General features: G+C 52.7%; 20 protein-coding genes and 1 pseudogene. 13 read left to right on the top strand and 8 right to left on the bottom strand.

What is annotated here, in order from left to right; genetic code table 11:
- The 6 genes and pseudogenes from EBA_RS00005 to EBA_RS00030 form a co-directional block, all read left to right on the top strand.
- Nucleotides 1-411 (top strand): tetratricopeptide repeat protein (locus tag EBA_RS00005; protein WP_192372075.1); only part of this gene is annotated, 411 nt, incomplete at its 5' end.
- Nucleotides 412-788: 377 nt separating this feature from the next.
- A pseudogene (locus tag EBA_RS24495) lies at nucleotides 789-920 on the top strand (CNNM domain-containing protein); the annotation flags it as partial.
- Nucleotides 921-1056: 136 nt separating this feature from the next.
- Nucleotides 1057-2016 (top strand): hemolysin family protein, encoded by a 960-nt coding sequence (locus EBA_RS24500; protein ID WP_267874683.1) that lies wholly within the window; start codon nucleotides 1057-1059, stop codon nucleotides 2014-2016.
- 136 nt (nucleotides 2017-2152) lie between these two features.
- Complete coding sequence (locus EBA_RS00020) at nucleotides 2153-3289, top strand: efflux RND transporter periplasmic adaptor subunit (protein ID WP_225615786.1); 1137 nt, start codon at nucleotides 2153-2155, stop codon at nucleotides 3287-3289.
- 3 nt (nucleotides 3290-3292) lie between these two features.
- Complete coding sequence (locus EBA_RS00025; RefSeq protein ID WP_192372077.1) at nucleotides 3293-6418, top strand: efflux RND transporter permease subunit; 3126 nt, start codon at nucleotides 3293-3295, stop codon at nucleotides 6416-6418.
- Nucleotides 6419-8119 carry a BatD family protein gene (locus EBA_RS00030; RefSeq protein ID WP_192372079.1) on the top strand — a complete coding sequence of 567 codons (1701 nt, stop codon included), beginning with the start codon at nucleotides 6419-6421 and terminating at the stop codon, nucleotides 8117-8119.
- A gap of 29 nt (nucleotides 8120-8148) precedes the next feature.
- Here the strand turns inward: EBA_RS00030 and nudE are convergent, their stop codons facing one another.
- Entirely contained in the window at nucleotides 8149-8700 is a 552-nt protein-coding gene (gene nudE / locus EBA_RS00035) for an ADP compounds hydrolase NudE (protein WP_192372081.1), read from the bottom strand.
- Nucleotides 8701-8762: 62 nt separating this feature from the next.
- Complete coding sequence (locus tag EBA_RS00040; RefSeq protein ID WP_192372083.1) at nucleotides 8763-10274, bottom strand: methyl-accepting chemotaxis protein; 1512 nt, start codon at nucleotides 10272-10274, stop codon at nucleotides 8763-8765.
- 219 nt (nucleotides 10275-10493) lie between these two features.
- On the opposite strand from EBA_RS00040, the gene yrfG reads away from it, so the two are divergent.
- A complete protein-coding gene (gene yrfG, locus EBA_RS00045; RefSeq protein ID WP_192372085.1) occupies nucleotides 10494-11150 on the top strand; it encodes a GMP/IMP nucleotidase in 657 nt (218 codons plus the stop codon).
- Here yrfG and rhlB read toward each other — a convergent pair.
- Complete coding sequence (gene rhlB / locus EBA_RS00050; protein WP_192372087.1) at nucleotides 11089-12429, bottom strand: ATP-dependent RNA helicase RhlB; 1341 nt, start codon at nucleotides 12427-12429, stop codon at nucleotides 11089-11091. The genes yrfG and rhlB overlap by 62 nt on opposite strands.
- 101 nt (nucleotides 12430-12530) lie before the next feature.
- On the opposite strand from rhlB, the gene trxA reads away from it, so the two are divergent.
- The 5 genes from trxA to EBA_RS00075 all read left to right on the top strand — a co-directional run bounded on the left by trxA (nucleotide 12531) and on the right by EBA_RS00075 (nucleotide 17728).
- Nucleotides 12531-12857, top strand: a complete 327-nt coding sequence (gene trxA, locus EBA_RS00055; protein WP_223146625.1) for a thioredoxin TrxA — start codon at nucleotides 12531-12533, stop codon at nucleotides 12855-12857.
- Between the two features lie 174 nt (nucleotides 12858-13031).
- Entirely contained in the window at nucleotides 13032-14288 is a 1257-nt protein-coding gene (rho, locus tag EBA_RS00060) for a transcription termination factor Rho (RefSeq protein WP_036275080.1), read from the top strand.
- Between the two features lie 231 nt (nucleotides 14289-14519).
- Nucleotides 14520-16190 carry an ABC transporter ATP-binding protein/permease gene (locus EBA_RS00065; RefSeq protein WP_192372091.1) on the top strand — a complete coding sequence of 557 codons (1671 nt, stop codon included), beginning with the start codon at nucleotides 14520-14522 and terminating at the stop codon, nucleotides 16188-16190.
- 105 nt (nucleotides 16191-16295) lie between these two features.
- A complete protein-coding gene (locus EBA_RS00070; RefSeq protein WP_225615789.1) occupies nucleotides 16296-17333 on the top strand; it encodes a glycoside hydrolase family 5 protein in 1038 nt (345 codons plus the stop codon).
- Between the two features lie 134 nt (nucleotides 17334-17467).
- Entirely contained in the window at nucleotides 17468-17728 is a 261-nt protein-coding gene (locus EBA_RS00075; RefSeq protein WP_192372093.1) for a hypothetical protein, read from the top strand.
- Between the two features lie 4 nt (nucleotides 17729-17732).
- Here the strand turns inward: EBA_RS00075 and EBA_RS00080 are convergent, their stop codons facing one another.
- Complete coding sequence (locus EBA_RS00080; RefSeq protein ID WP_192377106.1) at nucleotides 17733-18188, bottom strand: molybdenum cofactor biosynthesis protein MoaE; 456 nt, start codon at nucleotides 18186-18188, stop codon at nucleotides 17733-17735.
- A gap of 4 nt (nucleotides 18189-18192) precedes the next feature.
- Nucleotides 18193-18426: a MoaD/ThiS family protein gene (locus tag EBA_RS00085; RefSeq protein ID WP_192372095.1), complete on the bottom strand. Its 234-nt coding sequence runs from the start codon at nucleotides 18424-18426 to the stop codon at nucleotides 18193-18195.
- Nucleotides 18427-18479: 53 nt separating this feature from the next.
- Between EBA_RS00085 and moaC the strand changes: the two genes are divergently transcribed.
- Nucleotides 18480-18968 (top strand): cyclic pyranopterin monophosphate synthase MoaC, encoded by a 489-nt coding sequence (gene moaC / locus EBA_RS00090; protein ID WP_407663519.1) that lies wholly within the window; start codon nucleotides 18480-18482, stop codon nucleotides 18966-18968.
- Between the two features lie 15 nt (nucleotides 18969-18983).
- Here moaC and EBA_RS00095 read toward each other — a convergent pair whose 3' ends face one another.
- The 3 genes from EBA_RS00095 to EBA_RS00105 all read right to left on the bottom strand — a co-directional run bounded on the left by EBA_RS00095 (nucleotide 18984) and on the right by EBA_RS00105 (nucleotide 24277).
- Nucleotides 18984-19565, bottom strand: coding sequence for an outer membrane protein assembly factor BamC (locus tag EBA_RS00095; protein ID WP_192372097.1), 582 nt, complete (start codon nucleotides 19563-19565; stop codon nucleotides 18984-18986).
- 5 nt (nucleotides 19566-19570) lie between these two features.
- Nucleotides 19571-20389 carry a carbon-nitrogen hydrolase family protein gene (locus tag EBA_RS00100; RefSeq protein WP_192372099.1) on the bottom strand — a complete coding sequence of 273 codons (819 nt, stop codon included), beginning with the start codon at nucleotides 20387-20389 and terminating at the stop codon, nucleotides 19571-19573.
- Between the two features lie 87 nt (nucleotides 20390-20476).
- Nucleotides 20477-24277, bottom strand: a complete 3801-nt coding sequence (locus EBA_RS00105; protein ID WP_192372101.1) for a YhdP family protein — start codon at nucleotides 24275-24277, stop codon at nucleotides 20477-20479.
- Nucleotides 24278-24279 lie beyond the last annotated feature (2 nt).

Here is a 24279-nt window from a genome sequence, read left to right on the forward strand (position 1 = left end):
AATCCGAACTGGCGCGCCGCCGCTCAATACAAGGCTGGTAATTTCCAAGAAGCCGCCGAAACCTTGAAAAACAGCCAAACTGCGGAAGGCCATTACAATCGCGGCAATGCGCTGGCCCAGGCCGGCCAATTGCAAGAAGCCGTGCAAGCTTATCAGCAGGCCTTGCAACTCGATCCCGGCCATCAGGATGCAAAATTCAATAAGGAACTTGTCGAGAACAAGCTGAAAGAACAGGAACAAAAACCGCAGGACAATAATCAACAAAACCAGCAAGACAAAGACCAGCAGCAGTCGGCCGATCAACAGCAAAAACAGCAAAAGCAGGATGGGGAATCGGTCAAACCGATAAAGATTCGCAACAGGAACAAAACCACAAGACAAACAACCCTCCGAAGTAAAGCAGGACGCTGAACAGAACAAAGCGGCAGAAGATAAGCAGCAGTCGAAGCCGAGGCCAAACAACCAGCGCAGCCGGCCAAGCAAGAACCTACCGAGACCGAAAAAGCCGCACAAGCTACGGAAAAGACGAAACCCAGCGCGCTAACGAGCAATTATTGAAGCGCATACCCGACGAGCCGACCGGCTTATTAAAGCGAAAATTCAAATATCAATACGGTCAGCGCAATCGAGCAAACCAGTCCGGACCGGCGTGGTAAATCCGCAGGCCGATCACCAGGGGCGAGGTACCGCAAGCTCAATACTCTTTTAAATTTCGAGGCGATGAGACCATGGATATTGGCCTGATACTGATTTTGATCCTGATCAACGGCGTGTTTGCGATGTCGGAAATGTCGCTAGTGTCTTCCGGCCTGGCTCGCTTGCAGAAACTGGCCGGCGAAAAACGTCCGGGTGCGCGTACCGCGTTGAAGCTGCACAAAGATCCATCGCGATTTTTATCCACCGTGCAAGTCGGCATTACCTCGGTCGGTATTCTCAGCGGCGCCTTGGGCGAAGAGGCTTTGACCGAGCCGCTGTATCGTCAACTATTAAATTTTCCCCTGTTGGTGCCCTATTGCCCTGATTGCGACGGTATTTCTGCTTACCTATTGTTCGGTCGTGGTCGGCGAACTGGTACCCAAGCGTCTGGCCTTGCTGCATCCGGAACGTATCGCGATCATCATCGCCCAACCTATGCATACGCTATCGAGGATCGCCAGTCCCTTGGTCTGGCTGCTGTCATCCTCCAGCACCTTGATACTGCGGATTTTCGGCGCACATCGGCCGCCGCAGACCAGTATCACCAACGAAGAAATCAAATTACTGATGGAAATCGGTGCGGAATCCGGGGTGTTTCATGCCAGCGAAAGCCATTTGGTCGGCAACATCTTGCAACTGGACGAACAAATGCTTGGCGCAGCCATGACGCCGAGACAGCAAATATATGCCATTGATTTGAGCGATACCGAGGCGGCGGTGCGCGAGAAAATTGCTGACTGTCCGTATACCCGAGCGGTGATCTACCGGGACAGCCTGGAAAATGTGGTAGGAATCTTGCTTCGCAGTGATCTGCTGAAGCTGGCGATGGCCGGCGCAGCCTTGGATATAGCGCCTATCTTGCACGCGCCGCTGTATGTGCCGGAATCGATGACACTGAGCCAGTTGCTGGGATTCTTTCAGGAAAAGCGGACCGATCTGGCATTGGTTGTCAACGAATACGGCGATATCGAAGGCTTGGTGACGCTCAGCGATGTGTTGAAAGCTATCGTCGGTCACCTGCCCAGTCGCACCAATCTGGACATTGACGTGGTGCAACGCGCCGACGGTTCGTGGTTAGTGGATGGCGGTTTATCGATACAGCGCTTGAAAACGGTAGTCGGCATGGACGGCAATTTGCCTGGCGAGGCCGACAGCACCTATCACACGGTCGGCGGTTTCATCCTGTTCTACCTGGAAAAAATTCCCCAAGTAACGGATAACTTCGAATTTCGGCAATGGCGTTTCGAGATCGTCGATATTGACGGCACCCGCATCGACAAGGTGTTGGTTAGCCAAAAACTGCCCGAGTCTACAGTTTAGCGTTTCGCCAAGGGGCGCTTGTCGACCTAAAGCGCAATAGGCAACACCCAAACTGGCCGATAAGCTTGCCTGCATTGGGCAGCGTCGGCCCTTAATTAATTGTTTGAAAAACATAAGTTTGCTTAAAGGAAATACCATGAAAGCCAAGCTCCAGACTCCATTTCGCGTCAGCTTGTTTATGGCTGCGCTGTTTTTGCTGAGTTTTACCTTGCCTGCGGTCGGCGCGGACCATAAGCCGGTATTGGAAGCCTCGCCCGCCTTGTTGAAGTTGTTGAGCATTGCCGAGATCAAGCCCGGCGAAGTTGCTGAATCCTTGAATCTGTCGGCCCGAGTGGAGCTGGACCAGGCACGGGTGGCCCGAATCGGAGCATCGGTTACTGGACGGATTACCGAAATTAACGCGATGCTCGGTCAGGCTGTGAAAAAGGGTGAACGCCTGGCGCTATTGAATAGCACTGAGTTGGGTAAAGCCCAGTCGGATTATTTAAAAGCGGCGTCGCAAGTCAATTTACGCCGGATTACTGTCAAACGCGCCGAGCGCTTGCTGGAAAGCGGCGTGATTGCAGAGGCCGAATTTCAGGAGCGGCAGGGCGTGTTGACCGAGGCGGATGTGGATTTGCGCGCCGCTAGCGATCAACTGCGGGTGATGGGCATGAGCGAAGCCGATTTGCAGCGCCTGGACAAACAACGCAGCATTCATTCGTTCTCGCCGGTTACCGCCAGCATTGACGGCGTAGTGATCGAACGTAACGTCGCCATAGGCCAGGTGGTGCAGCCGGCGGACGCCTTGTATACGGTCGCGGATTTGTCGCAGCTGTGGCTGGTCGCGGAAATTCCCGAACAACAAGCGCATTGGGCGCGGCAAGGCGACCAAGCCCTAGCCGAGGTACCGGCGCTGCCCGGGCAGGAAGTTAGCGGCAAGCTAATTTATGTTGCCGATATGGTGGATTCCGACACTCGTACGGTGACAGTGCGCATGGCCCTGTCCAATCCGCAGCGTCTGTTCAAGCCGCAAATGCTGGCCACCTTGAAAATCAGCAAGCCCGGCTCGCAAACATTGATCGTGCCCAGTCAGGCAGTGGTCAGGGAAAACGATCGGGATTTCGTGTTTGTACAAACCGCTGCCGCGCGCTTTGAATTGCGCCCGGTACGTTTGGGCCGCGAAGAAGCTCAGAAAAGGCCTTTGCTGGAGGGCTTGAAAGCCGGAGAAAAGATCGTGATCGGCGGCGCCTTCCATCTGAATAACGAGCGTCTGCGCGGTACTTTGGAGTAATTGATGATTAATGGATTGATAGAAACGGCATTAAAGCAACGTATCCTGGTGGCGGTGCTGGCAGTGGCGGTCACTCTATTCGGCGTACGCGCCGTACAGCAGTTGTCGGTCGATGCGTTTCCGGATGTCACCAATATCCAGGTACAAATCGCCACAGAAGCCACCGGCCGTTCGCCCGACGAAGTCGAACGTCTGGTTACCGTACCGCTGGAAATAGCCATGGCGGGTCTGCCCGGTCTGGAAGAAATGCGCTCTTTGAACAAAAACGGCCTGTCGTTGATTACCTTGATTTTCACCGACAGCACCGAAGTATATTTTGCCCGGCAATTGGTGATGGAGCGGCTTATCGAAGTTAAGCAGCAGATGCCGGAGGGCATTAATCCAGTGCTGGGGCCGGTTTCCACCGGTTTGGGCGAGGTCTATCAATATACTTTGGAACGCGACGACGACGGCCAGCGGGCCTTGACCCAGGAAGAATTGCAACAGCGCCGCGAAGAGCAGGACTGGGTGGTGCGGCCGTTACTGCGCGGGATTCCCGGCGTGGCAGAAATCAATTCTCAGGGCGGTTACGTCAAGCAATATCAAGTGTTAGTCGACCCTAACCGCCTGCACCATTACCGGATTTCCTTGCATGAGGTATTTGAGGCGCTGTCCCGCAACAATGCGAATAGCGGTGGCGGCGTGTTACCGCATTATGCTGAGCAATATCTGATTCGCGGCGTCGGTTTGATCAACGAAGTAAACGACATTGGCACTATCGTTTTGAAAGAAGAAAACAGCGTGCCGGTGCATATGCACGATGTCGCCGAAATCAAGATCGGCCACGAAGTGCGAGTTGGCGCGGTCCTCAAGGACGGTTATACCGAAGCGGTCGGCGGCGTAGTAATGATGCTGCGTGGCGGCAATGCCAAGGAAGTGGTCAGTCGCATCAAGGAACGCGTCGCGGAAATCAACGCCAAGGGCATGCTGCCCAACGATCTGAAAATCGTTTCCTATTATGATCGTAGCGATTTGGTCGATGCAGCTTTGCATACCGTCACCAAAGTGCTGCTGGAGGGCATGGTATTGGTGGTGATTGTATTATTTTTGTTTTTGGGCGATGTGCGCTCCAGTTTAATCGTGGTCAGCACCTTGATCGTCACGCCCTTGGTCACGTTTATTGCGATGAATCAGCTCGGTCTTTCTGCCAATTTGATGTCGCTGGGCGGCTTGGCGATTGCCATCGGCTTAATGGTCGACGGTTCGGTGGTGGTGGTGGAAAACGCTTTTCGTTTACTGGGCGAACGCAAGGGCGGCGCAACCAGTCGGGTAAAAGTGGTGATGACCGCCGCACAGGAAGTGGCGACGCCGGTGTTGTTCGGTGTTGGTATCATCGTGCTGGTGTTTTTGCCGCTGATGACATTGCAAGGCATGGAAGGCAAGATGTTCGCCCCGCTGGCCTATACGATCGCTATTGCTTTGCTGATTTCGCTGGTGGTGTCACTGACTTTGTCGCCGGTGCTGTGTGCTTTTTTACTGGAGGGTCATGACGGTGAACACGATACCCGGCTGATTGCCTTTATCAAACGCCATTATCTGCGCTTGCTGGATTGGGCGATGGCCAATCGGCTGAAAGTGGTGGGCGGTGGGGTCGGCGTGTTTGTCGCGACCCTGGCCTTACTGCCTTTGCTTGGCACATCGTTCATTCCGGAAATGAAGGAAGGTTCCATCGTGCCGGGCATTAACCGGATGCCGAATATTTCCCTTGAAGAAAGCATCAATGTGGAAATGCAGGCGATGAAAATGGTGATGGAAATTCCCGGCGTGAAAACCGTGGTCAGCGGCGTGGGGCGCGGCGAAAGCCCGGCTGATCCGCAAGCGCAAAACGAATCCACGCCTATCGTCACATTGAAGCCGCGTGCGGAATGGCCGAAAGGCTGGAATCAGGATGACATTGCCGACGCGATGAGCGCGAAGCTTACTGAAAACTTGCCAGGCATGCAGGTGGTGATGGCGCAGCCGATTTCCGACCGAGTAGACGAAATGGTGACCGGCGTGCGCTCCGATGTGGCGGTGAAAGTGTTTGGCGATGACTTGGCCGAATTGAAACGGTTGGCGGACACGATTGCCGGCGTCGCCAACGACGTGAACGGCGCCCGCGATATTCGGGTCGAACGCCTGACCGGTCAGCAATATTTGAATATCACAGTGGATAGACAAGCCATCGCCCGCCACGGTTTGAATGCATCGGACATTCACGATGTCATAGAAACCGCGATAGCCGGCAAGGTGGCTACCGAGATTTATCAGGGCGAGCGGCGTTTTTCGGCGGCGGTGCGCCTACCCGAACAATTTCGGAATAATATAGGCGCTATCGATGCATTGATGCTGACATCCGCGAACGGCGCTCGGGTGCCGCTGGGTGATGTCACCAAGATTACCTTAAACGACGGTCCGGCCCTGATCAGCCGGGAGATGGGCAAGCGCCGCATCGTGGTGGGTATCAACGTCCGCGACCGGGATTTAGGCGGTTTCGTTGCCGAGTTGCAAAAAGCTGTGGCCGACAAAGTGCAATTGCCGGAAGGCTATTATCTGCAATGGGGCGGCCAATTTCAGAATATGGAGCGGGCCTTGGGTCATTTGCAGATGATTATTCCGGTCACTATTGCGGCGATTTTCTTTTTGCTATTTATGTTGTTTAAATCGCTACGCTTCGCCGCCTTGATTATTCTGGTGCTGCCGTTTGCGTCGATTGGCGGCATCATCACGCTGTTTCTCAGCGGCGAGTACCTGTCGGTACCGGCTTCGGTGGGATTTATCGCCTTGTGGGGCATAGCGGTGCTGAATGGCGTGGTGTTGGTATCGTATATCCGCTCGCAGCGCGAAAGCGGCCTGAGCCTGGAGTATGCAATACGCCGCGGTTGCGAACAGCGTTTTCGGCCGGTGATGATGACCGCTACGGTGGCTTTGCTGGGTTTGGTGCCGTTTTTATTCGCCATCGGCCCCGGCTCGGAAGTGCAAAAGCCCTTGGCTATTGTGGTAATCGGCGGTCTGATCAGCTCGACGTTGCTGACGCTGGTAGTATTGCCAGTGTTATACGGCTGGTTCGATGATCGCCGTGATGTACATAAACCTTTTTCGATGAAGTAAATGATCAATTTTATGCATAGACATTATTGCGCGCGGATTCTGTTCGGTCTGTTAATGCTGTTGACTACAGCGATACAGGCGGCGGAGATTCAAGTAGCGGTTGATCGTAATCCGGTCAGCCTGAACGAATCGTTTCAGCTTACCTTCACCGCCAGCGACGAGCCAGACGGCAACCCGGATTTCACGCCCTTACAGGACAATTTTCAAATCATCAGTCAACAACGCAGCAGTAACTCGTCCTGGGTCAACGGCCAGAGCAGCCGCAAGGAACAGTGGATCGTTAGGGCAATGGCCAAACAAGCCGGCGATCTGTTGATTCCGCCGATTGCTTTCGGTGCCGATAGCAGCAAGCCTTTGAAGTTGGTGGTTAGCGAAAATACCGCTGCGCCGCAAGGCAATGACGAGATATTTCTGGAAGTAACCGCTACGCCCGAACAACCCTATGTGCAGTCGCAGGTGTTGTACACGCTGAAGTTGTTCCGCAAGGTACAGATTACCCAAGCCAGCCTGAGCGAACCGGAGATCAAGGATGCGCTAGTCGAAAAGCTGGGTGACGACAGTACCTATGCCACCCAAGTCAAGGGCGTGGATTATTGGGTGACCGAACGCAAATATGCGATTTTTCCGCAGCAAAGCGGCGTATTTACCATTGCACCGTTGATTCTGAATGCCGAATACTTGAGCAATCAACGCCAACCGCGTTTTAACGGCTTCTTCAATCGGCCGGATACGGAAACCCGGCGGGTGGCCTCCAAAGCAATTACCTTAAACGTGCAAGCAGTGCCGGCTAGCTTTAAAAGCCCGAATTGGTTGAGCGCGGAATCTTTAACGCTTAGTGAAACCTGGTCCGACGCCGGCTTGCAAACCAAAGTCGGCGAGCCGTTGACCCGCACGCTCACCCTAAGCGCGAAAGGCGCCACGGTGGGGCAACTGCCGGAGCTGCTCGGCAAAACCGCAATCGACGGCATCAAAACTTATCCCGACCAACCGTTGCTGAAGGAAGATAAGCAAAGCGACGGACTGACTGCGCGGCGCGAGGAAAAAATTGCGTTCATCCCTTCCAAGCCCGGCGAATACACCTTGCCGGCGTTGGACATTGTTTGGTTCAACACCAAAACCCAGAAAATGGAAACTGGGCACCTGCCTAGTGTCAAGCTGAAGGCCCTGGCCAGTGCCGAAGATACGCAAACCTCTGCGCAGCCCGCTGCGGCCGATGTGCAGCCGGAGCAGCCAAATAGCCAAATAGCCGCATCGCCGATTACCGTTACCAGCAGCGGCGACACCCTCTTTTGGCAGGGGGTGTCGGCGACCTTGGCGCTGGGCTGGTTGCTGACTATTGTCGTGTTTTATCGCCGCCCGTCTGCCAAAGGTACAACCGCCAAGCTCGCTGAGGTTTTGCCGGAAACCGCCATAGAAAAGACCCTGAAACGCGCTTGCTGGGAAAACAACCCGCAGGCCGCCAAGCAGGCCTTGCTGAAGTGGGGTAAGGCCGAGTTCGGCGCGGTGAGTTTGGGCGCGATTGCGGCTCATTGCTCTGCGGCGCTCCGCGAAGAGATTTTGGCGCTGAATCGCTTGCTATATTCCGGGCAGAATCAGGATTGGCAAGGCCAGCATCTGTGGCAGGCGTTTGGCGAAAATCCGGTGGCGATGAGCACGGTCGGAGTCGCTAATGATGGTCTGGAGCCTTTGTTCAAGATTTAAGCGTTAAAACTATGGAGACGCGGCCGGCCTTAGCTGCGTCCATTCAGATGCGCCAAAGCCATGTACAACGCCGCAATCGAGCGGGCTTCACTGCATTCCCCGCTGGCTAACAATGTATCGATACTATTCAACGGCCAAGGCACCACTTGCAGCTCTTCCGGTTCGTCGCCGATCAATTTTTCAGGATATAGCTCTTCGGCGAGAATAATATCTATCGTGTGCTCCAAATAGGCTGGCGCCATGGATACGCGATGCAAGTGATGCAATTTAGCGGCGCCGTAACCGATCTCCTCTTTTAATTCCCGATTGGCGGCGTCCAGCATGTCTTCGCCGGCATCGAGCTTGCCTTTGGGTAAACCCAGTTCGTAGCGATGGATGCCGGCGGCGTATTCCCTGACCAACAGCACCGTGTCGGGGTCCAGCATCGGCACAACCAGCACCGCACCGTGGGAGGCGCAACGGGCCAGGCGTTCGTATTGGCGGCGCTCGCCGTTGCTAAACTCCAAATCCAGCGCTTCGATGCAGAACTGGCGGGTTTGGGCGATGACGGTTTGCTTTAGAATTTTCGGTCTATTGGGCATGTTTCTGCAATGTGTTTGATTTCAACACTAAGATCGGCTCGACACTGAGCATGATCGCATGTCTAGCTGACCGCCAATTTGAAAAAACCAACCACATCTTGCAGCTGCTCGGCTTGACCGTTCAACTCTTCCGCAGTTGCCGCCATTTCTTCCGAGGCTGCCGCGTTTTGTTGGGTGACTTTGTCCAACTGGCGCATAGCTTCGCTGATTTGTTTGATACCGCTGGCTTGTTCGGCGGAGGCCGCATTGATCTCTTGAACCAAGTCCGCGGTTTTAACGATATCCGGCAACACATGGCCGATTAGTACGCCGGCTTTTTCGGCAATCGATACGCTGTTGGATGCTAATTCGTTGATTTCGGCCGCTGTGGTACGGCTACTTTCCGCTAGTTTGCGGACTTCCGCCGCCACCACGGCAAAGCCTTTGCCGTGTTCGCCGGCGGAAGCGGCTTCGATTGCCGCGTTCAAGGATAATAGATTGGTTTTATACGCGATGTCTTCAATCAAGCCGATTTTTTTGGCGATGTGCTTCATGGCTTTGACGGTCTCGATCACTGCTTCACCGCCTTGTTTGGCTTCGCTGGCGGATTTGCCGGCCATCTGTTCGGTAACATGGGCGTTTTCGGTATTTTGTTGGACGGACGCGGTGAGTTGTTCGATAGAACTGGTGGTTTCTTCGACGCTGGCGGCCTGCTCGGTGGTGGCTTGGCTGATCGACTGCGCGGTGGCGCTGACTTCCTTGGACGCGGAGCTCAATACTTCGGCGTTACCCAGAACTTGTTGGATCACATGAGCGAGCTGGTCACGCATGGTTTTTAAATCGAGCAGCAAACTGCCGTTATCGCCTTCTCGCAACGCTATCTCCACGGAAAGGTCACCAGCCGCCATGGCATTAACCGCTTCGGCCGCATAACTCGGCTCGCCGCCAAGCTGCTTCATTAGACTTTTAGTAATCAAATAGCCGGCAACGCCGCCAATCATCACGGAAACTAGTGCCAATGTAGCAATCAATGTCACACTTTGGTTAACCGTTTCCTTGGCTTCCTCGCCGGATTGTTTCATTAATTTGCTTTGAAACTCGATTAGCGCGTTGACCGCATCTATATATTCGGTTTGCAATTTTCTGACTTGGGACAGCAGGAAATCCGCGGCTTCCGCCTGCTTACCTTCGCTGGCCAATTTGATGAACTGATCCTGGGCCGCGATGTAAGGTGTGCGGGCATCCATTACTTTTTTCAGCACCGCTTTGCCTTCCGCACTGTTTATGCTTTCGTCGAGTTTATCCAGGTTTTCCTTGATTGCGCGGCGCGAGTCTTGAATACGGCTGAGTTCCTTGTCGATGGTAACCTGGTCTTTGACAATCAGGGTATTACGCATGGCGCGAGCGATAACATTGATATTGCCGATGACATTGTTGGCCCACACCGTTTTCGGAAATTTATCATTGATCATGTTGTCGATGCCGGCAAGCAAATCGTTCATGCCGGAGATGCTAATGCCGGCGATCATGGCCAGTAACAGTAGTACTCCGCTGAATCCCAATCCCAAACGGGTTCGTACTTTCATGGTGTTCATGAATTTAACTCCTTTCGATGGCTGATGCCGCAATGAAACACATATCAAAGCTTTTAATCCTTTTTCCTAAAGACTTCAAGCCTAGCTGAACTTAGAGATTTTCCGGTTAGAATAAAAACTAATTTAGGCTATGCCGACACTTAAGTTTTGCGGTTAAACCGGAAAATTGTTTGATCGCTGCCTAGGAACTGCAAGAGCTGTTGATAAGGATAAACTGAAATGCTCAACTGGAAACAAATCGATACCGTGTTGCTGGATATGGACGGTACTTTGCTGGATTTAAATTTCGATAATCATTTTTGGCAAGAGTTTGTGCCCTTGCGCTTTGCTGAGCTGCACGGCTTATCGCTTGAGGCAGCCAAACAGCAGTTGGCGCCGCGTTTCCGGGCGATGGAAGGTAAGCTGGAATGGTATTGTCTGGATTATTGGACCCAGGAATTGGCTCTGAATATTGCAGGACTGAAGCAGGAGTTGGCCGGCTTGATTGCGGTGCATCCGCATGTCACCGAGTTTTTGGATGCTGCGCGCGCGAGTGGCAAGCGTTTATTGTTGGTGACAAACGCCCATCGCGACAGCTTGAATCTGAAAATGGAAAAAACCTGTCTACATGGCTTTTTCGACGAAATCGTCTCGTCGCACGATTTTGGTTTTGCCAAGGAGCGGCAAGATTTTTGGCAAATCCTGCAAGACAAACATCTGTTTGCAAAGGATAGAACGCTGCTGGTAGACGATAGCTCAGTGGTGCTGGCGTCTGCCCGAACTTTCGGCATTGCTCATCTGGTGTCGATCAGCAAGCCGGATAGTCAACGGCCGGTTAAGCAGGTTGCTGAGTTTGCGGCGGTGGAGGATTTTCGGGCGTTGATGCCTGGTTTGTAGTGGGTGCCGGGCGCGGTGGCCGGTGTTCTCTGGGTTTGTGCTCCGAACGCGGCGGACGTTTGTCACGCTGTATCACCCGTTCGCGGGGTTCGCGGCGTTCGGGTTTTATCACGTCTTCAACCATCAACTCCGGGATAATGGCTTGCACCGGCACTTTTTCGCCGATGTAATCTTCGATGTCCGGCATCGAGTAAGCGTATTCCTCGCAAATAAAGCTGATCGCTTCGCCGCTGGCACCGAAACGGGCGGTACGGCCGATACGATGCACGTAATCTTCCACATCCTGCGGTAAGTCGTAGTTGAACACATGCGAGACATCAGGAATATGTAAGCCGCGGGCCGCTACGTCGGTGGCGATCAACAGTGTGACCCGGTTTTCCTGGAAATCGTTGAGCAGACGCTGACGTTTCTCCTGCGGCACGTCGCCGCTGAGCATGGCCACTTTGTGGCCGTTGGCAGCCAGGTAATCGTCCAGTTGCTCGGCGCACCTCTTGGTGTTGACGAAGACGATACTGCGCTGCGGTTGGTGATGTTTCAGCAAGCCCAGTAACAGCGGGATTTTTTGCTCGTTGGCCGGACAGTAAGCCACCTGATTGATAGCTTTGGAGGTGACTTCCTCGGATTCGATGCGAATCAGTACCGGGTTGTTCATGTGCTCGTAAGCCAGCTCTGTGACTTTGTAGGACAACGTTGCCGAAAACAGCATATTCAAACGTTTTTCCGCCGGCGGCATGCGGCGTAGCAAAAAGCGGATGTCTTTAATGAAACCCAAATCGAACATGCGGTCGGCTTCGTCCATCACGGTGACTTGAATGTTATCCAAGGTAAAGGCGTCTTGCCGATAAAAATCAATGATTCGACCCGGTGTACCGATGATGATGTCGATATTGCCTTTAATTTTATCCAACTGCTTTTGATAGTCGGTGCCGCCGTAGATCAGCGCAAACTTCAGATTCAGGTACTTGCTCAAGGCCAGTGCGTCTTTATGAATCTGGATCGCCAATTCTCGGGTCGGCGCCAAAATCAGGGCCCGCGGGTTTTTGATTTTTTCGCTTTCGTCGTTGATTAGATGCTGAAAGGTCGCCAGCAGAAACGTGGCGGTTTTGCCGGTGCCGGTTTGGGCTTGGCCGGCAATGTCTTTGCCTCTTAGCGACAAGGGTAAGGATTTATCCTGAATAGGTGTGCAGTTAATGAATCCTGCTTCTTTCAGGCCTTTAATGATGGAGTCGGACAGCTCCAAATTACTAAAACGCGTTTCCGTCAAATGTGTTTTCTTCATAGCTTAATAGAATAAACTAAAAAGCCCTACGGTTGAAATCGATTGACAATTAAAGCGCGGCGAAACTATAGTCTTGACTTTGTAAACTAATGGAGAATGGCGTGAGTGACCTAGTCCTTCATGTATCAGACGCTGATTTTAATGAAACTGTGTTGAAAGCCGGTACGCCGGTATTGGTCGATTATTGGGCTGAATGGTGTGGTCCGTGCAAAATGATTGCCCCGGTTTTGGATGAAATTGCATCCGAGTATCAAGGCAAACTCACTGTTGCCAAGCTGAATATCGACGAAAACCCCAAAACGCCTCAGCACTACGGTGTGCGAGGTATTCCGACTTTGATGCTTTTCAAGGGCGGCGAAGTGGAAGCGACTAAGGTTGGCGCCTTAACCAAATCCCAATTGACTGCGTTTATCGATAGCAACATCTAAATTAAGCCGAATCGCCGGATTTATTAAAAATGTTTTTGATAAGTCCGGTTATTGCGCTAAAATTTTCCCCGCTTGCTTCTTAGCATCCTGAAAATCCCTAATTTATCCAACAACTACCTTCCGCTGTAAACGGCTTTCTGCTGTTATGCATTTCTTTCATTTCCCTTTATCAACATGAATCTTACCGAGTTAAAACTTAAACAAGTCACTGAAATTATTGCCATCGCCGAGTCCTTGGGGCTGGAAAATATCGACAGAGCCAGAAAGCAGGAACTGATTTTTGCGATTTTGAAGAAACAGGCGAAAAGCGGCGAAGATATTTTTGGCGATGGGGTTTTGGAAATACTGGCGGACGGATTCGGTTTTTTAAGAACCCCCGGTTGTTCTTATTTGGCGGGGCCGGACGACATTTATGTCTCGCCGAGCCAGATCAGACGTTTCGGTTTGCGCACGGGCGATACCGTTAGCGGCAAGATTCGCCCACCCAAGGAAGGCGAACGCTATTTCGCAATGCTCAAAGTGGAAAGCATCAATTTCGAGTCACCCGAGCAATCCAAAAACAAGATTTCCTTTTCCAACCTTACGCCGCTGTTTGCCAACAAACGTTTCCGTTTGGAACAAGGTAACGGCACCAGCGAAGATTTAACCGCCCGCATCATCGACTTGATTGCCCCCATCGGCAAAGGCCAGCGCGGCCTGATCGTTTCCCCGCCGAAAGCCGGTAAAACCATGATCATGCAAAGCATCGCCCACGCGATTGCCGAGAATAACCCTGAATGTTATCTGATCGTATTGCTGATCGACGAGCGCCCGGAAGAGGTAACCGAGATGGAGCGTTGCGTGCGCGGCGAAGTAGTCTCCAGCACCTTCGACGAACCGGCGACCCGTCACGTGCAGGTAGCCGACATGGTCATCGAAAAAGCCCGACGCATGGTCGAGCATAAGCACGACGTGGTTATCCTGTTAGACTCGATCACCCGTTTGGCTCGTGCTTACAATATGGTGGTGCCGTCTTCCGGTAAATTATTGTCCGGCGGTGTTGACGCCAATGCGCTGGAAAAACCCAAGCGTTTTTTCGGTGCGGCGCGGAATATCGAAGAAGGCGGCAGTTTGACGATTATCGCTACCGCATTGGTCGAAACCGGCTCGCGGATGGATGAAGTGATCTTCGAAGAGTTCAAGGGCACCGGTAACATGGAACTGCATCTGGAGCGGAAAATCGCCGAAAAGCGGATTTATCCGGCGATCAACATCAACCGTTCCGGTACACGTCGTGAGGAATATTTGGTCGATCCGGACGAGCTGCAAAAAACCTGGATTTTGCGCAAAATTCTGCAGCCGATGGATGAATTGGCCGCATCCGAATTTCTGCTGGGCAAACTCAAAGATTTTAAAACCAACGCCGCATTTTTCGATTCGATGAAGCGCTAAGCGCAACACACCTGTACCGACGAGCGCACAGCGCTCGTCGCAAACTCGTCAAACATCCCCGCCGCTGTTTTTTCACTTTTTTGTCATAAAACACAAAAGCCTATCCTTAACCTGATGCGCGGTCAGCAATGTACCCTCGCATTTGATGGTTATCGATGCGATTAATTTTGTTATATTGCGCGACGACCTTAAACGAGGAGTACGGCTTTGCGAACAACCAGCAAATTTTTTATGCAATTCGTCCGATTGGCGGGCCCCTTCTGGTGCTCTGAAAATAAGACCACCATTCGGACCTTATCGGCGTTTTTGGTCGCGTTGACAGTGGCGCAGATTGCCGTGTCGGTCATTATTACCGAATGGAGCGCCGACTTGTTCGATGCGTTGGAGCAACGGTCGATGTCGAGGCTGTTTACCCAAGTTGGGCTGATCGTATTAATTTTTATCGCTAATATGGCGATTACCGCGACCCATCTGGTTATCAAACGTCGCCTGCAATTGAGCTGGCGGGGTTGGTTAACCGACAAATTGATCGGTCAATGGATGCGTGACGGCCGTCATTATCTGGTCACGCACATTCCCGGACAGCACGACAATCCCGACGGTAGGATCGCCGAAGACATTCGGATTTCCACCGAATATGCCATCGATTTGTTACATACTTTCTTTTATTGTTTTTTGTTGTTGACTAGTTTCACGGAAATTTTGTGGACCTTGTCCGGCACGGTAACCCTCAATCTGGGCTTGATCGAAGTGCCGATTCAAGGCCATTTGGTCTGGTTGGCGCTGATTTATGCGGCTAGCGCATCCACTTTGGGTTGGTGGATAGGCCGGCCTTTGACCATGGCGACAGATAATAGACAGACCGTGGAAGCCAATTTCCGTTTTGCGCTAGTCAAAGCCCGCGAAAATGCCCAGGCAATCGCTTTGATTCACGGTGAAAGCAACGAGAATCCGCATTTTCATCGTTTGTTCGGAAATATTGTCGACGCCTGGAATCAGCAAACTCAAGCCTGGCAGCGTATAACCATGTTTAGCTCCGGTTATTCGATATTGTCTATGGCGTTTCCTATTTTGGTGTCTGCGCCGCGTTTTATTTTAGGCACTATCAGCCTAGGCGCGCTGATGCAATCGGCACAGGCTTTTCAGCAAATGGTCGCGGCGCTATCCTGGCCGGTCGACAACATGGGCAAGGTTGCGGAATGGCGGGCTTCGGTCGAGCGGGTATTGGGATTGAGCAAGGCCTTGGAGCAATTAGAGCTAGAAATAGCCAAGCCCGACCCGTATCGAATCCGCTTGGTGAAAAGTGACAAGTCAGTATTGGCGTTTCGCGCTTTATGTATTTCGCGCTTGGACAGAATTGTCTGTGTATCTACCCTCAATGAAGAAATCAGAGCAGGCGAGCGCGTGTTGATTGCCGGTAATGCGTTTTCCGGCAACAAGCTGTTCAAAGCAGTCGCTGGCCTTTGGCCATGGGGCGAAGGTGCGATCGAATTGCCGGACGATGAGGCCATGTTCTTTATGCCGCCGCGTCCTTATCTACCGACCGGCACCTTGCGTGCTTCAATTTGCTACCCGTCCGACCCCTCCGCTTTCGAGCCGCAAGTGTTAGAAAATACCCTTGAGCTGGCCGGTGTGAAAGAGTTGAAAGAACAACTTGATCAGGTTGCCGATTGGGAAAAGAACCTTGAGCGCGAACAGAAACAACGCTTGGGCTTGGTGCGCTTGTTGTTGCACAAACCCAAATGGATACTGATGCAGGAAGCCTTTGATTCGCTCGATCCCGAAGGCGAAGTAGACATGGTCAATCTGATCCATAAAAGGCTATCGGATTCGGCGGTGCTGACCATCACCAAGCAGCCCACCATACAGGCCTTGTACAAGCGGCGTATTACGCTCTGCTGACTGCTGACCCGCTTTAGAGCCGCCATATCTTGGGAGTTTGCCATTAAGTCTGGTAAAAAACTGCGTGGGGTGAATCTGGGTGGATGGTTGGTGCTGGAAAAATGGATGACTCCCAGCCTGTTTGAAGGGCTGAACGCCAGAGATGAAACCAGTTGGTGCGTCGAATTGGGCTGCGAAGCCGGAATGCGCTTGCAACAGCACTGGAATAGCTTCATCACCCGCGCCGACTTTGCTTGGTTGGCGGAAATCGGGATTAATGCCGTACGCATTCCGGTTGGATACTGGCTGTTCGCGGCCGATTACCCTTATCACAACAGTTACGGCGCGTCGCCTCATCCCTTTGTCATCGGTGGTGGCGATGTGCTTGACCAGGCTTTCGACTGGGCTGAAGAATTTGGGTTGCAGATAGTTGTCGATCTACACGCCGCGCCAGGCTGTCAGAACGGTTTCGACAATGGCGGTATCCAGGATGTCTGCGAATGGCATACCCAGGAAAGCTACATCGACTATTCCCTTGAGACCCTGGAGCGATTGGCGAGGCGTTACGGCAAGCGCCAGGCTTTGCATGGGATTGAGGTCTTAAACGAACCTCGATGGGATATAGGCACGGAATTGTTGAAACGTTACACGCGCGCCGCGTATTGGCGCATTCGCCGCCATTGTCCGGCCGAGGTGGCGGTGATATTTCATGATGGTTTCCGGTCGTTTCGTGAATACGTCGGTTTTTTACAGCCGCCTGAGCATAACAATGTGATCTTCGATATACACCGTTATCAATGTTTTGTGCAGGACGACATCGACAGGGATATTTATCGGCATCTGCAAAAAGTGATTTGTGACTGGAAAACCGAAGCCGACGAAATTATCGGTGGCCTTGGTTTGCCAACCTATGTCGGCGAATGGAGCCTGGGCTTGGATGCAAAACTGGCGGCGCTTTGGGCTGAGGGGCCTTTTGATCATGTTCATACGGAGTTGGACGATTTTCAATTTGATCTTGCTTGTCGCGGCTACGCAGCCGCCCAGCTGGCCGTGTTCGAGAAATATTTGGGGTGGTTTTTCTGGAGCTATAAAACCGAGACCATGCCGCAATGGAGTTTTCGCGACTGCGTCGAGCGTGGTTGGCTACCGGCCAAGTTTGCCTGATAGCCGGAGTGCTTGCAAAAACTTTTCTTATTTTAAGTGGGGGATTTACGTTCCGGAACGTCTTACTATAAAAGGTGTCGTAGCATTCATGCCGGACAGACTTGGTTAAGCCGATAGTGATGATTAGGTGAAATATGAAAACAAGACGATCTCGATCCAAATTGGACAAAATGTCGCCGGAAGCCTTGGATGCCAGCTTCCCGTCGGCCCGCTATTTTCAAGTTCACTTCGAATATCTGCATGAAACCATAAATGATTTAAAACAGCAGATTAGCCATGCCAACCAGCAAATTGCCGGACTGCAACAGCAGTTGCAAGCGCATTCATTGGAGGAAATGCCAAAGGTGAATTATGCTAGCGAGACCAAGCCTGCTGGCAATTTGCGCCAGTCGTAATGAATCATGGCTGCTGTAGGTAGCCGTTACTGTTTTTTTCGACCCAGCGTATTTGTCCGGATTCCAAGGTTTCTCGTTTCCAAAATGGCGCCTGACTTTTCAAGTTTTCCATAATAAACCGACAGGCGTCGAAAGCATCGCCGCGATGCGCCGACCACACGGCTACCAGCACCAGCGTATCGTTGGGAGAGACCTGGCCGACGCGATGGATAAGCAGCACGTCCAATAGCTGCCACTGCTCTTGGGCTTGTTCGACAATGCGCTGCAATTGTTTTTCGGTCATGCCCGGATAATGTTCCAGGTACATGCCGCGAACCTCGTCGCCTTGATTAAAGTCGCGCATAGTGCCGACGAAGATGCCGGTGGCGCCGTATTTGCCGGCCATATCGGTCGCTTGGGTTTGAAAATCAGCAAGTGCTTGCCACGGGTTGAAAATCTCGGCGCAGAGTTTGATGGTCATCATTTCAGCCTCCGGTAACCGGTGGGAAAAATGCCACTTCATCGCCGTCGCTAACTTTAGCCTCCAGACCGACATACTCCATATTGATGGCCGCCAACAGCGTCTCCGGCATGTCCATGCTCGGATTAGCCCTATGCCAGATCTCGGATACCGGGAGCGGCGTCTCGATTTTTAGTTCATCGCCGCTACGGCCCACGCTATCCTTCAAACTTGCAAAATAAAGTACTTTAATCGACATCTTTATTCACCCGGTAATACAATGCTCAGCTGTTTTCACTTGCTTAGTATGCCATGTCCAATTTGCCGCTCACTCATTTTAATGCCGCCGGAGAAGCCCATATGGTGGATGTTGGGGATAAGGTCGTCAGCCAACGTCAGGCGGTTTGCGAGGGTTACATCGAGATGCAGCCGGATACGCTGGCGTTGATCATGGCCGGCACCCACAAGAAGGGCGATGTGCTGGGAATCGCCCGTATCGCCGGGATCATGGCCAGTAAAAAAACCGCCGACCTGATTCCGCTGTGTCATCCTTTACCGATTAGTCATGTAGAGCTTAGCCTGCAAACCCAAACCGACCTGAATCGCGTGTATTGTCAAACGACCGTCAAGACCACCGGCCAAACCGGCGTGGAAATGGAAGCGCTCACCGCCACCCAGATTGCCTTGCTCACTATTTACGATATGTGCAAAGCTGTGGATCGCGGTATGACGATTCAAGGAGTGCGCCTGTTGGAAAAAAGTGGTGGCAAGTCAGGACATTGGCAGCGGGATAGCGCTTAACCCGGCTCTTCCCGCTCAATTGTCGGTTTTCTTGTCAGGCTCGCGATTAATGATCTTTTCGTCTATGACCTTGTGCAGCAAGCGCAGCAACTCTGCCGAGCCGTCTTCGCCAACTTCCTGGTTATCCGTCTTACTTAAACTGGCATTGACGATTATGCCTGCAGTTTCGTCTTTCAGCCTGATAGTGTATTCGGCTTCGTCGTAATTATTATTCAATAAGGAACGCAACAAACCGACATCCTTGCCGCTAGTATCGGGATCGTAACGCACCCGGAAAAAATGCTCTTCCTGATTTTTGTCCAGCACTTCAATGTCGCTGATTTTCAGTGCCGTGGCGATCATTTCCCAAGCCCGATCGGGACGGGTTTTCAAGGTAAGCAACGGTTTGGCGGCATCGTCGGTAAACGCCATTAAATTGGCAAGAGCCGATTTGGGTTTCAAATCGTCAACCGCTACTGCCGGTTGCGGATTGGTATGTTCTATTGGTAAAACCGGCGGCAGTTCCAGATGATGGGTGTCGCGGTATTTGTCAGGGGCATCCGCGCAAGCTGTCAGCAACAGACAAGGCAGGCCGTAAGTCAACGTTCTCAACAACATAAGGCTCACTCGCAAAAAAAGCGTCTATGTTCCAGTACCGGGAAAGACAGGCGGGTTTTTTCCAGGCGACTTTTATCGATTTCGGCACTGACGAAACCAGGGCCGGTTTTGTAACAATCCAGCACCACACCCCAAGGATCGATCACCATGCTGTGGCCAAAGGTTTGCCGGCCGTTCATATGAAAGCCGCCTTGGTTAGGCGCAATCACATAGCAAAGGTTTTCGATGGCGCGAGCCCGCAGTAATACTTCCCAATGCGCGGCGCCGGTTTTGGCGGTGAATGCAGAAGGAATGACCAGGATGTCCAGGCCCGGCTTGGTCATAGGCCGGAAAAATTCCGGGAAACGCAAGTCGTAGCAAACCGCCACACCGAGTCGGCCAAACGGGGTATCGATCACGCAAGAGGCGTCGCCGGCTTCCACCGAGTCGGATTCGCGGTATTCCTCAGAGCTATCCGGCACGCTGACATCGAATAGATGCACCTTGTCGTAGCGGGCGACACGGTCGCCTTGTTCGTTGTAAATCAAACAGGCCGCGCGCACTTTATTGGTGGCGGTAGCTTGCATCGGCATCGTGCCGCCTATCACCCATACGCCATATTTTTTCGCGGTAGCGGCCAGGAAGTCCTGGATGGGCCCTGAGCCATCTTGTTCGCAGACTTTAACTTTGTCGTACTCGTTCATGCCCATGATGGCAAAGTTTTCCGGCAAGGCTACGAGTTTGGCGCCGGCTTTTACTGCTTCGGCGATCTGTTTTTCGGCTTCGAGCAAATTGGCGCTGACTTGCGGTCCGGAAGCCATCTGGATGGCGGCACATATGGTCATGAGGTGTCCCTGTTTTTTAATTGTTTTCGATAACGTTAATGGTTGGGGATGCGGTCGGCTGACCTATGCAATGGTGCCGGAAACCGATCATTTACTCAGCGATTCCAGCCAGCCGCCGGTTAAACCGCGCCAGGCTTTTTGCACCAAACCGTCTTGATCGTGTAGCGGCGTAACCTCAACATTTCCCCATGGCCCTGCCAGTTTGTATTGCGAGCCGAAAAAATAGCCTTCCTTATAATCGTCGGTCACTACCTGAGTAATGATGCTGGCGATACCGCCGACGATTGTACCAGCAATAGGCACGGCCCCGGAACTCTTGGGTACCACCGCTACCCGGTGATCCATGGTCTTTTTGACCAGGTCGGCGGTGCCGGCTATGCTAAGTTTCGCCGATACCGCGTCGATCAATAAATTGTCGGTATAGGCCAGTCCGTTGCTGATTTTGAAATCGCCGGTAATCTGATCGAAGGCCAGGCCCTGCCGGTAGACGTCGGTGAAGTCCAGACTCAAGCGTTTGGCCCATTGTTCCATGGCGATCAAGCCCAGCAAGCGACCGAAGCCCGGTTCTATGCTGGAAATGCGGCCGTCGCTGAACTTGAGCTGCATTTGCCCGGTCAGGTTGGCGGTTGAAAACTGTTGTGGCGCGCCGCGCCAGCCGGCGTTGAAATTGATTTCGGCGTGAGTGCCCCTTAAGTCATCGGTAAAACCCAGCTGCGACAGGAACAAGCCGAAACCGTTCATGTTCAACTTGCCAGTCAATTGCGTCGAGCTGCCGCCGACCACTTTAAGCCACTCTGCGCTGAAGTCTATGGTCCCGGCGACGCTGGCCAGTTGCACGTGTTTAAAATGAATACCGTTGATCAGCCGCTCGGTATGCAGTTTTAAATTGCCCAAATCCACGCCGCGCCATAATAATTGCTTGCTGTCGATGTCGATCAAGGGCAAGTCGGTGACCACTTCTTCCGCGGCATCGAAATTCAGACCGTCCATCGCCGATAAATTCAGATAATCCATCTGCAGCTTGATGACATTAGCGCCGCCGCGCTGGTCGGGAACCGTCAGCTTGCCGCGCGCCATCGGGCTATCCAATGTGGCTTGCCAAGCCTGATTCACATGCTGCAGCCGGCATTTTAGCGCGCCGATGTTTTGGCCTTGCCAGATCAGTTGCTCGGTATCCAGAATAATTTCTTTTAAGGCTGGCAAGCGCTGCTGAGTTTCGTTGTCGGTGAACGCGGCGATTGCATCGGACAATTTGAATTGTGGTTGCTTGATTTCCAGTTTCAAACCCGCCGCTTGGAAAAAGTCCGCTTGTTCCCGGCCGAACACGATATGCCCGGAATGCAGCTGATTTTGTTTGCCATCGATCAACAGCGCCGCATTCAACTCTTTGCCGTAAGCCATCTTTAACGGCAAATAGGGGCTATTATCGAAGCTAAAATTTAGGTTTAACGCTTGCTCTTGATCAGCCGATTTGGCCAGCGCGTGCTGAGTATTGATGGTGACACCCTGTAAATTGCTGTCTATGCTCAGGGTCGATGGTCGGGCGGCGTCGTAAGGCAGCGTCAATACGGCTTGATAGTTGAGGCTGCCGTCGGCAACCTGGTTTTTCAGGAAGCTGAATTGCTTTTCCAGGCGGTTGATGTCGGTCATGCCGTCTATCAGTATTTGCGTGGCGTTGCTATCGCTTTGCAGTACGGCGCGTATTGGATAGCCCAGGGTCGTGGCCTCCATACGGTTGCTGCTGACTCGGTCTTCGGTAAAGCGGAGTACGCCGCTGATGTCGTTAACCGCAAGATCGACCGGCTTGACCAGCAAGCGGGCCTTATCCAAATGCGCGTCTACTTTAACGGTGGTGGGCAACGTCTCGTAGTAAGCGATTTTCAAATCAAGATCGACCTGCGTATTGCCGTCCGGCGCCAACACTTTGGCCAACGGATCGATTTTGGCGCGTAACGGGGTTTTTTGCAGATACTGCAAACTTTGCGGTAGCTTGCTCTGCACTTGGCCCAACACGTAAACATAATTGCTATCGGCCAGATCCGGAATGGATACCACGGCTTGATTGATGTCGACATTCTCGCTGCGGCCACCATTGATAGCCACTGTCATATCCGCACCGAGGAATTGCACATCGGCATGCACCCCACGCAGATGCGGCCATAAGGCGTTGAACTGGATTTCACCGTCGTCTATCGCAAACACCACTTCAAACCGGCCGGGACCGGTGGTGAAAGGAAAGTCCGCCAACTTGCCTCTCAACAGCATTTCGCCCTTGTTGATATGCCCGCCGATAAAAGCATCGTCCAGCCAGGCTACTGCATCCTTACCCATGATTTTGGCCGGCAGGTATTGCGGGACGGTGCTGATGTCTTTGAAATTGCCGAAGCGGGTGCGCATATCGATAACCGCACTGTCATTATTCTTCGGTATGCTGAGTTGCAGACGGGTTTGCGTTTGAAAATCGGCGCTGTCCAGTTGCAGGTTTTCACTGGAGATTTGCCAGTCGCTAGCGGTTTGCCGCCAGTCGATTTGGCCTTGCAAGCGCGGGATGTCCAGGCTGCTTCTGAACATTTGCTCGGCGTTGAACTTGGCGTTTGTGGTATCAAATATCAGTTGCCCACCCTGATCGCTGGCGGTAATCGAGCCGCTCAGTGCCTGTATTTGCGGCACCTCGCCTTGCGCATCGTTGCCAAGCTGGCTGAAACGTCCTCTAAGCGCGTAGCGTTGCCGGCTGCTGTCAGTGTAAAACGCCAGATCCAGCAAATTGCCGCGCGGATTGAGTGGTAACCATTTGCCAAAATCGCTTTGATCGGCGGGCAAAAACGGCGGGACTAAATGCATCAAAGCTTGCAAATTTAACTGCTTGATCACGCCGCTCAGATTGCCTTGCGCGTCCTGCTGCAGATACACCTCACCGTCTCGCCAGCGCTGATGATTCGCGAAGATATTCACATCGTAAACGCTCCAGCGTTGCCGGCCATCCTGCTCGGTCCAGCCCAGATTGCCTTCGAAGGTGTCCAATTGCAGGGTTTTGCCTTGCTGTCCGGCGATTTTGATCTGTTGGCCTTGCAGATAGCCGCTGACTTGATAGGGCATGGAATTGCGCCATTGGCTCCAGATACGCATATCGCCAGAGCCGGATTCCAAGCGCAAGCCCAGCGGCAATTCCTCGATCAGCCAGGCCGGTCCTTGCAGATTATTGCCTTCTACGTAGATTTGGCCGTTAATCGCGTTGGCCTGGAAGATATTGCCCTTGAGCTGTGCGGAAATTCGCAAGCTATCGCCGTATTGCTCCGGCAGGCTGCTGAGCAGATGGATCTCGTGGCTTTGATCTAGATAGTGGTTTTTGATCAGTAAATCGAACTGCTCGACGGTGACCGGCGGCCGATGCCGCTTCAAATCCAGCCAAGTCACCTGGCTTTGTAGAATTTCGTATTTACCGCCTTGTAATAACCATAGCGGTTGTTCGTCGCTGCTTTGCAGGCCTTTGATACTGAGACTGCCGTCTTCGTTACGCAGAATGTCCAGCTTGGCGCCCACCAGTGTTACCCAACTGGCGGCCATGGGGTCCTGGGTTAGCAGCCATTCCAGTAAATCGATACCGATCCGCACTTCTTTCAGGCGGATGGCCGGCTGCGATCCGGCTTCGACGCCTTCGATAGCGATTTCCCGTAGCAACAACTCCGGACTGAAGCCGCGCATTTTCGCGCCCAGCTTGCCGATATGCAGCGGAATACCGGTGGTCTGGCGGACTTTTTGTTCCAGTGTGCTGCGGTAATCGGCAATACCGATCAAAAAAATCCGTACCGCGCTCAAAACGAGGGCTATCGCGATTAGCGACCAGAACAGCAGATGGCGCGTGGCCCGGGTGACGTGGTGAATAACCAAAA

The organism is Methylomonas albis (assembly GCF_014850955.1).
GTDB classification, from domain to species: Bacteria; Pseudomonadota; Gammaproteobacteria; order Methylococcales; family Methylomonadaceae; genus Methylomonas; species Methylomonas albis.

Excerpts from the sequence above, each read along its gene's own strand:
- EBA_RS00020 (WP_225615786.1), top strand. The coding sequence starts at position 2,153 with ATGAAAGCCAAGCTCCAGACTCCATTTCGCGTCAGCTTGTTTATGGCT.
- EBA_RS00025 (WP_192372077.1), top strand. The coding sequence starts at position 3,293 with ATGATTAATGGATTGATAGAAACGGCATTAAAGCAACGTATCCTGGTG.
- EBA_RS00030 (WP_192372079.1), top strand. The coding sequence starts at position 6,419 with ATGATCAATTTTATGCATAGACATTATTGCGCGCGGATTCTGTTCGGT.
- nudE (WP_192372081.1), bottom strand. The coding sequence starts at position 8,700 with ATGCCCAATAGACCGAAAATTCTAAAGCAAACCGTCATCGCCCAAACC.
- EBA_RS00040 (WP_192372083.1), bottom strand. The coding sequence starts at position 10,274 with ATGAACACCATGAAAGTACGAACCCGTTTGGGATTGGGATTCAGCGGA.
- yrfG (WP_192372085.1), top strand. The coding sequence starts at position 10,494 with ATGCTCAACTGGAAACAAATCGATACCGTGTTGCTGGATATGGACGGT.
- rhlB (WP_192372087.1), bottom strand. The coding sequence starts at position 12,429 with ATGAAGAAAACACATTTGACGGAAACGCGTTTTAGTAATTTGGAGCTG.
- rho (WP_036275080.1), top strand. The coding sequence starts at position 13,032 with ATGAATCTTACCGAGTTAAAACTTAAACAAGTCACTGAAATTATTGCC.
- EBA_RS00065 (WP_192372091.1), top strand. The coding sequence starts at position 14,520 with ATGCAATTCGTCCGATTGGCGGGCCCCTTCTGGTGCTCTGAAAATAAG.
- EBA_RS00070 (WP_225615789.1), top strand. The coding sequence starts at position 16,296 with ATGACTCCCAGCCTGTTTGAAGGGCTGAACGCCAGAGATGAAACCAGT.
- EBA_RS00075 (WP_192372093.1), top strand. The coding sequence starts at position 17,468 with ATGAAAACAAGACGATCTCGATCCAAATTGGACAAAATGTCGCCGGAA.
- EBA_RS00080 (WP_192377106.1), bottom strand. The coding sequence starts at position 18,188 with ATGACCATCAAACTCTGCGCCGAGATTTTCAACCCGTGGCAAGCACTT.
- EBA_RS00085 (WP_192372095.1), bottom strand. The coding sequence starts at position 18,426 with ATGTCGATTAAAGTACTTTATTTTGCAAGTTTGAAGGATAGCGTGGGC.
- moaC (WP_407663519.1), top strand. The coding sequence starts at position 18,480 with ATGTCCAATTTGCCGCTCACTCATTTTAATGCCGCCGGAGAAGCCCAT.
- EBA_RS00095 (WP_192372097.1), bottom strand. The coding sequence starts at position 19,565 with ATGTTGTTGAGAACGTTGACTTACGGCCTGCCTTGTCTGTTGCTGACA.
- EBA_RS00100 (WP_192372099.1), bottom strand. The coding sequence starts at position 20,389 with ATGACCATATGTGCCGCCATCCAGATGGCTTCCGGACCGCAAGTCAGC.